Genomic DNA, 12,757 nt, shown 5'->3' with positions numbered 1-12,757 from the left:
AATAAAAAAAGACGCCCATAGTATCATACAAATAATAAAACCATCATTCTGTAGCATTATCTCTACAAGTCATTTTTTAGTGATTTTATTGTTATGTTTTCTCTCATTATTTTACTCATCATTTTATTTTTTCTTACATCAATGCTTTCTCTCATAGGCAATGTATGAATTTTATCTAACTCACTTTCATTGAATACGTTTATACCTTCTGAAATGATGCTAGTTCTCAATTCATCAAATATAGAGACATCATACTCAAGAAAATATTTATCAAAACTGAGAAATTCATGTAAGAACATAAAATCATTTAAAATAAAATCTAACTTTTCCTTTCTCATATTATTAATAATGCAAGGCTTGAAATAGGTTTCATCCGGAGATGATATTACTAAAGTTTCAATAAAATTTAACACGGACAATCTATTTTTAAACGCATCATCAATTAGAGTTATAATCTTGTCGTAATATTCAGGAGGTAAATTATTTTCCATCACCCCGATAATTATATTAGATGCCTCATATGGTATGACTATATAAAAGAATAAAAAATTGCGCCCATCATAATTAAGGTTATGCATGGTGTTTATTGCAACCGGAACCTGAAAATCAGTTATATAATAAAATAATGCATAATCAAAATCGTTAAATTTAATTGTTTGTAACTCCGTTCCTTTTTCATTTAACTTTCTATTAGTATACTTACACTCATCCAGTTCATGAATATTATTTAAAAAATAATTTCTAACTCTGTTTATCTCTTCCTTTCTTTTATTTAATTCACTATTTTTTATGTTATTTGCTCTTGCCATTTCATCGCTTAAAAACCCTTTCACCTTATATAGTTTATCTTGAGTTAAATCAATTTCGTCTTTAGTAATCTGATTATTTACTATAATTTTAACTGCCTCGTCAATATCTATATCAGGATATAACACATCACCTATTTGTTCATAATAATAAACACAAGAAATAGAACGATATATTTGCAAAAAAAGATCTCTTAAATTATTTATTTCTCTTTCATCTATATCATTAAAAAAACCATCATGAAGGTGACAAAAACCATTAAAAGCAGTGGCTTCATTGATACCAACATCTGATATTTTCGGTATTTTTTCATCTCCATGCCTGATAGGACTAAATTTTTTTACATGCCCATTTTCAGAAATTTTCTCGATAGAGATAGATTTAGATATGGCATGGGAGTATATTGTTTTACCTAAACAATCAGAGTATAAACATGTGTGTTTTTTACTTCTTTTGTTTATATTTAAAATTTCTTTATCATAATCTTTTTTTTCAAACATCATCAATATCCTTTTTACATACCTTAAGAATCAATTGTATAAATTAAAACTTCAAGTCATCACATAAATTTTTATATCAGTACTTTTTTAACACTGTGAATTACCAGAATTAGGCAAACTCAGAATATACTACATAAGCATGATACCATTCAGCAGTATATTTAGTCATTCATGGTTATAAAACCACGTCCATGTATCAAATACTCTTGCAACTCTCTTGGTGATGAAAATCCATACAGTAACGATCAGTTATAATGGACTATCCGGTTATATCGTTCATTGAATGCAATCACAATAACCTCTGTGAGAGTTGATTAACCGCATTACTATCTGTGAGATCCCCAAATATTATTATCGAATTACTATTTAGGCCATTCAGAGATGGCCCATACCAAGCTTTACACTGATTATTATTATACTGAACAAAAATAAATCTATCGTGAAAAGTTGATGAATTATTATGATTCAACACTGTGCAACTAGGAAATTCTTGTTGAATTTTTGTCTCAAACCTGTCTTTTTTTTCTGAATCGTTTTGTGGAGTTAACTCAAGTCTAAATTCTGTTGAACTATCAATATTCAGATGTTCGAGAAGCTTTAGCAAATTATTAAATCCGCCACCGTCACCGTTTTGTCCAGTGTCGAAGTAGATATAGGGATCGGTCAGGATCACCCGCAATACTGTTGCGTTTTTTATTTTCGTTGCATTTATTAAGTCAAAAAATGATTTTGCAGGCGGATTGCGATCTCTTCCTCCTGCAACCGTCATCATATGCATATAGCCGTCGGCATTATCTCCTGCCTTCTTCCTTATGCAGCACGGATAATCGCAACAATCCCCTTCAGGCGTTTTTTCTTCAAAATCTTGTAGCCAAACACGAACTGCCTCTCGGAGTTCATATGTGTCCCAATATAAAGGATGAATATACCCTCGGTGATACCTTTTGGTTTCTTTGATTTCTTCATCTGAGAATAACTCAGGAGCACTCTCTCTTATTTCTTTCACGTCCTTAGCTCGTGGTGGTAAATTGAGAATCATTCGTGTAAACCATTCCATCGCGGCCTCCATTGCGGATAACAGTTGATTATCTCCCTCTATCTGAAGAGACGAGGTTTTAAGCTATTGTAGCTGTATTTAATAAGTCAGCATATATATGATATAACTAATCTTCTTCTTTTTCATTCATTACCATCGCCCCATCAATCTTTGTGTTTATCATACTTTTTTTACTCACGTAGATGTTAAACAGCCACTTCTAATCGACTCTAATGAATCTGGGTGTGGAAAACCAGACAGCATCTCATACGAAATTTTGATATTTTTCCTCTCTTAACCCAGAACAGAAAATCCAACATAGGAACAATCTGAGGGTTAGTCAATGTCTTGATAGTTCTAAGCCCACACCTGAACGTGCTTGTTGAGGGTCAGGGATACCATGCGTTCTGCGCTATACTGCGCCAGCAAGGACACAGACATTGGTCCGTTCGTTATACCACCAACAACAATCTTTCTTTCCTAAGAGATCGACATAGCGCTGATTTGCCTGAATCCATCCATTCAATAGTTACTCAACGAAACTATCATTTGTGCATATTTTCTAATAATCATATTACACTTCGAGAGTTACTTGTAGTTAGTTCGGGATACTTATTTTAAGTGATTTTTTTGCTAGAATATATGTGTCTGCATCAAAAAGATAGTTAGTCAACAAAAGGATACGTCACGTCAAGCTTAATGTTATCATATCATTATGTAATCATAAAAGAGTACCATATATGCAAGAACCTATCCACACAAACGCTAAGCGACCAACATTTGAAATCCTTCATATCTACGAACGAGATAATCTAGATAAGTATTGGAAATCCTTTCTTGTAGAGACTATTTATAAAAACAAAAAGATTGGTAATGAGCATAATGATCTAATAACACTTTATTTTCGATGCGTTGGAGAAAAACAAGATCCTGAACTCTGTTTCCGAGCAATCCATACTATTTTAAAGAATGATAATAATGTTATTATCTCGGAAACCATTTCGCTCACATGCGGATCACTTGGTATTTGGCATAATGATTACAAAGGAAATAGGCTGGGAAGGTGGTTATTTAACGAAATTGTAACTTGGGCAAAGCAATGGCCTAATGCAGATGTTAACTCAATTAAACTTGGTCCAACAGATGCCACAGAAGATAATCTAAAACGCCGAAATAAAATGTATAGAGGCGCTGGTTTAAAGTTCGACTATGATGACAATGAAAATTGTACTGGTCGATCTCGGGAAATGAAAGCATCAAAATTGATTGTTCTATCTTCATGGAAAAAAGAGAATGGTGGAAATATCGTAATTCAAAATATTGATGATTATATAAATGAGCTGATTAAAGAAAGTGAATCACTAAAACGCGAAATGGAAAATAAAAAATTAAGAATCAATTCGTTAAATCAAAAACTTTCTATAATGGAGAGTAAAACAATAAAAGGTATATTACATCGGACATCAAGAGGCATTATTAAATTCCTAAACCTTATTTTTAAAGGTAGATGATAAAGTTGATTTTATATCTTCTTTATTATATAGAACTTATGTATATATAAAAAGGAACCGTATATGTATTACAAGATAATAAAACAAGAAAAAGACAAGCTAAAAGAAAAATATCAACCCTATGATATTTTAGATCTACTTAAAAAATATGATACTGATAAACAGAAGAGAGATTATTATACTATTCTTGATGAACTGCTTACACCTGTGCCATTATCAAAACAGATTGAGTTTATTAACGAATGGAAAGATGATATACCACGATTGTCTAATGATTACCCTGAACCAGATGGGTTATGGTGGAGTAGAACGGTAAGACGTGGTGAGTTTATGATTGAAGAAGCCATCAATTTACATTTTTGGTATTCTTTTGTTAGTGAAGAAAATTTACCCTTGGTTAAAAATTATCTTCCACAAGATAAAATAGATAAATTTAAAAATAACGGAAACATTACTCACATAGACTTATGGGAATTATTAAACAATGATTAACCCGAAAATATAAAAAATAAAAAGCCGAAATCAATCCGGCTTTATATGTTCAAAAAAATATACTCGTATGACTAACTATCTTATTCTCTGTTTTTCAGTGCATCCCGATAACGCTGTTGTTCAACAATGCTTAGATTAGGATCAGACAGAACACCTGCGCCCTTCACAGCAATATCATAATCAATTTGGGATTGTGTTTCATATTCTTTGTTCGGCTTAAAATAATCAGGTCGTGGTGCAGATGACGACGCAGAATAACCAGAATATGTTTTACTCCCAGCACTACCGAGATAAGCCAACAAACTGGCAAACAGGAAGAACAGCGTCCATACCACATTGTATCCATTAAGCGTATATCCACTACCATTCCCAACTGAAAACACGCCGTGAAACCTAATGGCATAAACAATCAGGAATGATGACAGGATAACAGCCCGACTTTTCCCGACGGTTAAATGCTTACGCATAAATTTTACCGTTGGCACCAGCATGACCACAAATAGCCCAATAGCGGCAAAGACCAGCCATACAGGAAACAGCCCGTATTTTTGCGTAGTGTTCTGCGATACCGTTACCAGCGATAGTACCAAAAAGGTGTTTAGCAGAAAAAGCCTCAACGCCATCGATACTTTCACATTCTTTGATGCCTTACGAAGAAACAGCACTGGTGCTAGTGATGGTATGTTCAGCAGCAGCCCCATGGAAATCACCCAATAGATAGTGTTCATAGCGTCTTTTCCTGTAATTACCGAGCGGCCCAGCCGTTATTGGTCTTCACCAGAATAATCTTCGCTTCTTCGGGTTCAGCCATCCCCTTAACGCCAGAGAAAGCTTTTTTATCCACCCAGCCCGGAACGTCATCGAGTTTCCACGTATAGGTCACTTGTGTCATTTTAACGCCGTTACCCTCACTCGGTTCAGTCCAGCTTTTAACCTCAGCAACTGCCCGATGACCGATACAGGCCCCTTTCTCACGGTCCCAAAACTCAACTTCTTGGCCTTTATCTGTTACTTCCAGAACATCAACACTGCTAAAGCCATTTGCCTGTTGCGAAACAGTGAGCAGCCCTTGTTCAGCAAGTCCTTTCAGGATTTCATCACTGGCACTGTATCCGGCAGAACGGTAGCCACGGTTAACCTTAATCGGAAAACCTTTGTTGAATACAATGTCGTTGTCCTGCAGGGAGTAGCACAGCTTTGATTGTGATATTTTTGCGTTGATCGCTTTCTCAAAATCGCCTTTTTCACCGCATCCCGCCAAAGCAAGAGCTGAGCAAGTAACGAGTAAAATCTTCTTCATCTTCCTATCCATCCTGATAATCAAAAATGCTGTTATGTAGAGGCAGTCTGCAGCGCCTCTTTTGTCGTTAAGGCTTGTTCTTACTGGCATAACGCAACAAAACCACCTGATTAACCAATTGATAGGATTCAATTATTTTTGTAGGCCGTCATATCGTTTGTAACGATCAAAATCAAAGCAATGATAGTTATCATCTATCATATTTCATTATTCGATCGATTAAATCAATTAAAATACCGATCGATAAATCACTTTCAATCGATATTAACTATCAGTATACAATTATTGATCTTCAATACCGATCATTTTCTTGCTAGAGGAATCGTTAATGAGTAAAGTAAACCTAAGGACCACCAGACAGTTTACGAGCTGATTCAAGTGGATAGAGCGTTGAACCATGAGGCAAGCGGTTAATGTCGATTTATGGCCTTTGGATAGCTTTGATTAATGCAACATCAGGGAAAACAACCATGAAGGATGCCGTTAACTGATTAGATAAAAACTCACAGGCTTTTGATAAGCGGCTTTCTTCACCACTAATTTACATGACCTATTTCGATGGACAGCCCGAACACAGCACTGGTCCCGGCTTTTTCACGCCTATTTTTACGTTTACTGTTTATATGGAGTTAACATGAAAAAACTATTTATCGCTGCTCTGGTGATCCTGCCTCTTACCGCTTGCACAACCTACGGCAACAAATCTCTGAAAGACGAATCCCAACAAACCGTAAAAGCCAAAATCGTTAAAGGGAAAACTACTCAGCAAGATGTTATTAACGCATTCGGGGAACCGCAGACACGAGCTACTAATGATGGTCAGGAAATGTGGTCCTACTCCAGCATGTCAGGCGAGAGTCAGATCTCTAACTACATTCCCGGTCTGGCCCTACTGAAGAACAGTAATACAGCGCACATGAATTCCTTAGAAATCTGGTTCAAGGGAGATATTGTTGACCGATATAATTTCAGTCAGACGGCGAGTAAGGTTTCGCGTGGGTTGCTGGATTAATTAATTTACATAGTAGAAAGCATCTTATAAATTAATAAATAAAATAACATACCAAAGGAAGTCGAGCAAACATGGCCTCCTTCGGTATTTTTATAGAAATTACCAACCATGTAATAGCTTATCATATAAGCAAGCTAACTTTTTAAAATAACTAGCATAAGTTGATTTATCAGGATTCAGTTTCTCTTCGTTATTAATTAAAAACTCTTTAACTAATGTCAGATCTAGCTTATTCATCAGAAAAGGCAGATGGATTGCTGCTACTTCTGGTGTGGTATGCTCGATAATATATCTAGTATCTTTATCCTTAAATTTTCTTACAAACGTCCTAAAATATCCTTTACATTGATAACTTGTGTCATTTCTTAAAACCCATTTATCCAAATTATATTCAGATGCTCTATATTGTACTTCATCAACAATGCCTATTTCTTTAAGGTATTTAAAAACGGTTATATTCGGAGAGAATCGACCCGCATTAGGAATAACATTCTGTAAAATGCTATTTGCATCATATGAATTATCCTCATGTAAAAGATCGTGAAAAAGATTTATATTGTTTATTTGTGTATAACCTAGCTTGCCAATCTCTTCTTCTTTTTTACGAGCCTCAGCAACACCAACGCCGACAACAAACTCTACATCATCATGTTTTTCAACCTCATCGATGTCAACTACATAAATTTTTGATTCTGTTGAGTTTGACTTAACCACCTCATATAACTGCTCTTTGCAATATCGAAGAATACGGGCTGGAATTTTTCTTTTATTTGTTTCAATAGCTTCATAAACAGGATTTAAATCATCAGTTCTAACTAATGTTATTGGTATCTGTGTTCTTTCGATCGTTGTAAAAGTTTCAGATATTGAATAGTCGGTGAGTCCTTCCTCTCTATCAATAAAGATTAAGTTATTGCGTAACTGTGAAATACTATCCTTTCCAATACATATTGAAATTGCACCAAGTAAATCAGTAATGTTTTTATCAGAAAGTGAATAGCCTATAAAAACAACAGGGTGCTCCACAAATATCGTTATCAGCTTTGCTGCTAAGTAAGGGTTTTTGTTATTAAATTCATTATAGTCATGATCAGTTAAGATAAGACTTTTAGGCTTATGTGCACTACCGTGTATTTTATATATTTCTGCTATTGATTGAGGATTGGAAAACAATAACTCATTCTGTCCAGTATAAACTTTATAGTCTGGGAAAAGCTGCTCAAGAAAACAGTCCCAGTTGGTTGTTATTATTCCATCAACATTGAGTCTTGAAAGTATTTCAATTTCGTCCTGATACTCGCTATCCTTGATCGGGACTTCTAATGAGGCAGTGAGATAATCACAGATTTCAAAACGTAACGCGGATGTATTATCGGTAACCTTCTTACTATATCTTTCACGACTCCCAGCATATTTTGCGTCACTCCACCATGTAGTATTAAAGTCTTCCGCAATGAGTCTAGCTGCTGTAGGATAAGTTGAATCCCCTGCTGCTAGATAATACTCGAATGGTTTTCCTGAAACACAATAATTATCCAAAAGCCCTTTCCAATCTTTGATTCCTAAATACCGCCGAGAGAAACCAGAACCAACAAATAGGAATGGACCGGAATTTCTTGTTTTGAAGATTCTGATTAAAGCTTCTTTTAAATCATTTGCGTCCATATCAGCACCTTAATGAAGATGAAAACTTTTAACCAACCATAACCACCTGATATAAAATAATTTTTCAAAAATTACTGCTAGACGTAGTCTCTGCCGAACCTTGATACGAGGATGTTAAGCCTAATAGGCTGATTTACATATATAATCATATAACTCTGTACATCACAACAGAGATCTTAAGTCTATCATTGGCCTGAGCTAATATCTCATAGAGATCGCCCTTCAGCTCATGTTCGGACTCACCGTTACCAAACATTGCCACATAGACATTGTTCAGATTCCGCATGTGCGCAAGGTTTATAGGTTAACGAACTCGGTCACTGAACGTCATCTTTGTGAAAAAGTCCTCTCCATGAATATTGTCCCAATCTAACGGTTCTTCTGGCGGTAGAAGCATTTCTCCCTTGGTAGCCATAGATCCATTCGGATTTTTATCCATCATTTTCCTTTGGGATTTTTTAGCTTGTAATCTTGCAATTAACAAATCAATATTCTGTTGGTCATTAACATCTTCTATCACTGACTCAATTGACCTGTTTTTTACTTCAGTATTTCTATTTCTACTGCCCGTGCCAACAGCATTTTCGGGTTGATCTTCCATTACTTCTTTCTTTTTTATAATCTCTGAAACAAAGCGAGCACGATCACCATTGAAGACAATAGCAGGGTTTATAAAATACCAGTTTTTTTCATTGGTTTTAGCAATAATACGTTTTTCAATGAGTTCTTTTATCCCTCTGTAAAAGATAGATTCAGACAAGATGAAGTGATCTATCTTTTCTGCAAGCGACATGGCTTTTTTACAACTCAGGTAAAAGTGATCTTTTCCTATTGCATCCTGATATATTCGTAAAAAGATAAAAAAAACTTTGTAAGCTGTTTTCGTTAGATCAAAATACGCTTTTATCTGTGAAGTATAGAGTTTAATGAACTCTTCTTTATCGACCTCTTGTGTATGTACGATATTGGCAAAATAGGTTTTGCTGGTATCCTTCCTTTCAATAAGTTCTGTCCCCCTTGAAACAGTCAGATTTCTTTTCCTTGTTTCAATCTTTATCTCAGTCTCAAAGCAAAAAGGATTTAAGCCTAAATCTAAATCAACTTCTATTTCATTCATCACGACATTACCTCTTATTGTTTTATTTCTAATTAAATACCATGCACAAAATAGATATCAAGTTTTTTTTGCATATTTTTCTGCGAAAATATTTTAGAAAACGCAAGCATTCCAGTGACTATATTTTAAAGCACTGTCATTTTATAGATTAAAAATGACATAGAAACTGACTGCAAAGTCAGGAAAGCTCACCGTACAGTCAGGAATACTGACTATAGAGTCAGGAACACTGACCGTACAGTCAGTCGCAAATTTTCGTCATAAGCCTTATACCGCAAGGGCTACAGGTCGATTTTTCATGAATTTAATTTTGCAAGAAGTAAGAGATAATACTTAAGAGGATTAAAAGAAACCGGGCGGTTTTTATTTTTTTATTGCAAAGCTTTCCTTTTTACTTCATTAAAATCCTTATTTGAAAATCATCACTATCTATGAGCTAACGCTCATGTGCTGAAGCACGGCTACGCCCTAACTCTGACATTAATATATTTTTATCTTGATAGGGTAGTTTCAATATTTTCCAGCATAGCCGAAAAGGATCGTATTTAGATCGTTTCATCATTCAGTTATAAAATTGATCCTATGTTCGAAATTAGCGTTAACCCCCAACATATAGCATTTGCTCTTCAACGTATAGGGAAAATATATTCATAGCCGCAGCACTTAGTGATTGTCAAAAACAATCACAATGCTGGAACAGGGTTCATCCCTGCTAGTGATGGATTTATCCATAAAGAATCGCGGCGATAGCCGCCATGAAGTAAAGGAAAACAATTTCATCTTTACTAAGATATCTGTAACGCTTAGTGATTGCTTAAACAATAACTTCGCGGAAATATGAACCCAGAAAAGTAACAGAAACTTATAAAACAGATTCATTACAGAAAAGAAACTGGAAAATGTATTAGTATTTATTTTTAGGGAACAGCATACAGAGCTAATAGTGATTACTATAAATACGGCGGAATCAACCGCCGTTCGTAACAAACAATCCTATTTGACAAGGCTTAACTGAGGAGGTTGCTTACGCTCAATATTCGATTGAGGACCGTCGCCTGTAATAGCTTCCATGAAGAAATGGTTGTTAAACGTCAGGGCACTGACTTCATCAGCAGGGAACCTAAGTTGCCCGAGGATCTCAGTGCGCTTTATCCCTTGATTCCGCAATGCTGAAAAGACCTTTTCCAAAATCAATGACTTCTCACGTTCTGGCATACCTTGGGGTTCTCCCGTACGGTAACCACGACGGTTAAGCTCTATTGAGAGCTGCCGATAATGCCACTCTGTCGATAACCCAACATCAAACGTCCGTCGCACTAGTGCAGCTAGTGAAACTTTCCAGTTCTTCTTTAGCAAAATGAGCTGATCCAGCCTTGGCATCCTTGGAACCGAGGCTAAGATACTACGTTCAGGCATCAAGAATGCCGATGCAAAACGGTCTGCATCCTGTTCCGCCTGACGCCCGTTGTTGCATGAATGCTTATGAAGAACTAAATGGCCAAGCTCATGCGCCGCGTCAAAACGACTTCGTTCTGGAGTTTTCATTGTGTTCAGCAGAACAAAAGGTTTTTCGTCCATCCAAAAAGAAAAAGCATCCACCTCAACGCAATTTTCAGCAAGTGAAAAAACTCTAATGCCATTGACTTCAAGCAAGTGAACTATGTTGGATATCGATAGTTCGCCTATTCCCCAAGCTTCTCTAACCGTTCTGGCGGCACGTTCAGGCTCTGAATAGCCATCGAAGCTACAGTCAGGAACGTTAGGTTTTGGTAACTTGAATTGCCCGTCAATCCATGCCGATAATTCCTGCGCCAACTTCCCAGCCCCAAGAGCTGAATCACGTTTTTGCGCACTTAATTTTGTCATTGCGCGAAAACTGACTGCCTCGGGTGTTAACGAAGGAACATCCCGATCGAGGAAAAACTCAATGGGATATTCTAAGACAGCAGAGATTCTTTCCATGCTATCGCTTGCGATCGCATCAAAGATACCAGCTTTTTCATAGTTAGAAATGGTCTTGCTGGTTAACCCAGCCGCTTCAGCTAGTGCTCTTTGAGTCAGGCCTCTTCGTTCTCTTGCTATACATAAACGCTCTGAATTAAACATGTTGCATATTTAGCCTGTTTTCAAAATGTCGAGATCGATATCAGGTGTAAACTGAGGAGCATCACCATTTTGAACAATTGGATCCGGTTGGTGGACATCAAGAATCAACCGAGTAGAGAAACTATTAACTACATTCTTGTTATTATAAGAAACAGGTCGAGATAGCTCTGCGCGGATACCTACCCGATTGAACTCATCCAGTTCATATAACTCATAGAGTAAAAACCATAAGTCCCTTCCGATTTTATTTGGAAGCAAGGGAATAATATCGCCTTCCGGCAGGTCCAAATCTAGCTTGAGCTGGCTGTCGTCCAGTGTTAACTCCCCCTGACCCGGATTGTTATTATGGATTAACCCCATAAGCTCGCAAGTAAAGTCACCCTTCTTCATACGTGACTCAGGATAGCCATGGACAAAGCCAGTCTGATCGCAGCCACGGCAAAGATATATTGCAACCTTATCGCTGACGGTCAATTCTACGTTTCGTAATGACAATCGCTCATATCCTTTAGGGGCAAGAATTTCACGAGCTGCACTTACCCCTTCACCGTAGAAATACTGCCCTCGGGAAGTCGCGGGGTGGTTTTGTGTCGTAGAATAGCGACCAGACAAGCCACGCTCAAGGATACGAGCAAGATCGCTTTGGCTAAGGTTCATCGGCTGCAGGTAAGATTCGACATCATTCGGATCAGCCAATACAACGGTTTTTGCGAGGTTGTGCGAGTACATCGGTAAAGGCCCCATAATCATTTTCCTTTTTTTATACCTCATTCGAGGGATAAAAACAAGAAAATAACTGGATGAATCAACAGATCTGCTAGGTACGTCGTTATGACCTACTTCCGCTTAACTATCTCTTTTGATGATTTAACATCCACCTCTGGCTCAAAGCTTTCTTTCAGATTTGGTATTTCCTTGATCCACAGAAGGTTTAGCAAATCTGAGCCTGCAGAGCATAGCTCCTCTGGTGAAACTCTATCCTTTCCCATCAACTTGAGAATCCTCTTCACTCTGAGCTTACGCGCCTTCTTCTCGCCAATCTCCTGATAGTATTCTTCACGGCGCTCTGCTACCACCTTACGGAACTTCTTCAAAAGCTGTTCCAGTATTTTTAGATCAGTTGTAGCCGCTTCAGCTTGGATTTTTCTGTACATGTACATAACATGGAATTCATCAATCATATTAAACCTCATAGTTTTATCATTCTTTTT

General features: G+C 36.8%; 11 protein-coding genes and 1 pseudogene. 3 read left to right on the top strand and 9 right to left on the bottom strand.

Annotated elements, in window-relative coordinates; genetic code table 11:
* Positions 1 to 62: 62 nt before the first annotated feature.
* Both A9B99_RS18570 and A9B99_RS18565 read right to left on the bottom strand, forming a co-directional pair.
* Entirely contained in the window at positions 63 to 1,310 is a 1,248-nt protein-coding gene (locus A9B99_RS18570) for a hypothetical protein (protein WP_156519097.1), read from the bottom strand.
* A gap of 286 nt (positions 1,311 to 1,596) precedes the next feature.
* Positions 1,597 to 2,364: a hypothetical protein gene (locus A9B99_RS18565; RefSeq protein ID WP_064600077.1), complete on the bottom strand. Its 768-nt coding sequence runs from the start codon at positions 2,362 to 2,364 to the stop codon at positions 1,597 to 1,599.
* Positions 2,365 to 3,083: 719 nt separating this feature from the next.
* On the opposite strand from A9B99_RS18565, the gene A9B99_RS18560 reads away from it, so the two are divergent.
* Positions 3,084 to 3,854 carry a hypothetical protein gene (locus A9B99_RS18560; protein ID WP_064600075.1) on the top strand — a complete coding sequence of 257 codons (771 nt, stop codon included), beginning with the start codon at positions 3,084 to 3,086 and terminating at the stop codon, positions 3,852 to 3,854.
* A 63-nt stretch (positions 3,855 to 3,917) separates the two neighbouring features.
* A complete protein-coding gene (locus A9B99_RS18555; protein ID WP_064600073.1) occupies positions 3,918 to 4,346 on the top strand; it encodes a hypothetical protein in 429 nt (142 codons plus the stop codon).
* An 80-nt stretch (positions 4,347 to 4,426) separates the two neighbouring features.
* Here A9B99_RS18555 and A9B99_RS18550 read toward each other — a convergent pair whose 3' ends face one another.
* Both A9B99_RS18550 and A9B99_RS18545 read right to left on the bottom strand, forming a co-directional pair.
* Positions 4,427 to 5,074 carry a hypothetical protein gene (locus A9B99_RS18550; RefSeq protein WP_064600071.1) on the bottom strand — a complete coding sequence of 216 codons (648 nt, stop codon included), beginning with the start codon at positions 5,072 to 5,074 and terminating at the stop codon, positions 4,427 to 4,429.
* A 17-nt stretch (positions 5,075 to 5,091) separates the two neighbouring features.
* Positions 5,092 to 5,646, bottom strand: a complete 555-nt coding sequence (locus A9B99_RS18545; protein WP_064600069.1) for a membrane lipoprotein lipid attachment site-containing protein — start codon at positions 5,644 to 5,646, stop codon at positions 5,092 to 5,094.
* Between the two features lie 634 nt (positions 5,647 to 6,280).
* Between A9B99_RS18545 and A9B99_RS18540 the strand changes: the two genes are divergently transcribed.
* Positions 6,281 to 6,658 (top strand): hypothetical protein, encoded by a 378-nt coding sequence (locus A9B99_RS18540; RefSeq protein WP_064600067.1) that lies wholly within the window; start codon positions 6,281 to 6,283, stop codon positions 6,656 to 6,658.
* A gap of 99 nt (positions 6,659 to 6,757) precedes the next feature.
* Here the strand turns inward: A9B99_RS18540 and A9B99_RS18535 are convergent, their stop codons facing one another.
* From A9B99_RS18535 to A9B99_RS18515, 5 genes and pseudogenes are all read right to left on the bottom strand, one after another.
* Positions 6,758 to 8,323: an SIR2 family protein gene (locus A9B99_RS18535; protein WP_064600065.1), complete on the bottom strand. Its 1,566-nt coding sequence runs from the start codon at positions 8,321 to 8,323 to the stop codon at positions 6,758 to 6,760.
* Between the two features lie 304 nt (positions 8,324 to 8,627).
* Complete coding sequence (locus tag A9B99_RS18530; RefSeq protein WP_064600063.1) at positions 8,628 to 9,440, bottom strand: hypothetical protein; 813 nt, start codon at positions 9,438 to 9,440, stop codon at positions 8,628 to 8,630.
* Positions 9,441 to 10,433: 993 nt separating this feature from the next.
* Positions 10,434 to 11,546, bottom strand: a complete 1,113-nt coding sequence (locus tag A9B99_RS18525; RefSeq protein WP_064600061.1) for a helix-turn-helix domain-containing protein — start codon at positions 11,544 to 11,546, stop codon at positions 10,434 to 10,436.
* Between the two features lie 9 nt (positions 11,547 to 11,555).
* Positions 11,556 to 12,290, bottom strand: a complete 735-nt coding sequence (locus A9B99_RS18520) for a hypothetical protein (protein ID WP_064600059.1) — start codon at positions 12,288 to 12,290, stop codon at positions 11,556 to 11,558.
* A 212-nt stretch (positions 12,291 to 12,502) separates the two neighbouring features.
* Positions 12,503 to 12,727 (bottom strand): annotated as a pseudogene (locus A9B99_RS18515) (H-NS family histone-like protein); the annotation flags it as partial.
* Positions 12,728 to 12,757 lie beyond the last annotated feature (30 nt).

Source organism: Mangrovibacter phragmitis (assembly GCF_001655675.1).
GTDB classification, from domain to species: Bacteria; Pseudomonadota; Gammaproteobacteria; order Enterobacterales; family Enterobacteriaceae; genus Mangrovibacter; species Mangrovibacter phragmitis.
The sequence above is the reverse complement of the archived record's forward strand: the minus strand, read 5'-3'. Positions and strand labels throughout refer to the sequence as shown.

Bases quoted from the DNA above. Each gene is read 5' to 3' on its own strand.
- A9B99_RS18530 (WP_064600063.1), bottom strand. From the start codon at position 9,440: ATGAATGAAATAGAAGTTGATTTAGATTTAGGCTTAAATCCTTTTTGC.
- A9B99_RS18565 (WP_064600077.1), bottom strand. From the start codon at position 2,364: ATGGAATGGTTTACACGAATGATTCTCAATTTACCACCACGAGCTAAG.
- A9B99_RS18520 (WP_064600059.1), bottom strand. From the start codon at position 12,290: ATGGGGCCTTTACCGATGTACTCGCACAACCTCGCAAAAACCGTTGTA.
- A9B99_RS18535 (WP_064600065.1), bottom strand. From the start codon at position 8,323: ATGGACGCAAATGATTTAAAAGAAGCTTTAATCAGAATCTTCAAAACA.
- A9B99_RS18555 (WP_064600073.1), top strand. From the start codon at position 3,918: ATGTATTACAAGATAATAAAACAAGAAAAAGACAAGCTAAAAGAAAAA.
- A9B99_RS18570 (WP_156519097.1), bottom strand. From the start codon at position 1,310: ATGATGTTTGAAAAAAAAGATTATGATAAAGAAATTTTAAATATAAAC.
- A9B99_RS18545 (WP_064600069.1), bottom strand. From the start codon at position 5,646: ATGAAGAAGATTTTACTCGTTACTTGCTCAGCTCTTGCTTTGGCGGGA.
- A9B99_RS18540 (WP_064600067.1), top strand. From the start codon at position 6,281: ATGAAAAAACTATTTATCGCTGCTCTGGTGATCCTGCCTCTTACCGCT.
- A9B99_RS18560 (WP_064600075.1), top strand. From the start codon at position 3,084: ATGCAAGAACCTATCCACACAAACGCTAAGCGACCAACATTTGAAATC.
- A9B99_RS18525 (WP_064600061.1), bottom strand. From the start codon at position 11,546: ATGTTTAATTCAGAGCGTTTATGTATAGCAAGAGAACGAAGAGGCCTG.
- A9B99_RS18550 (WP_064600071.1), bottom strand. From the start codon at position 5,074: ATGAACACTATCTATTGGGTGATTTCCATGGGGCTGCTGCTGAACATA.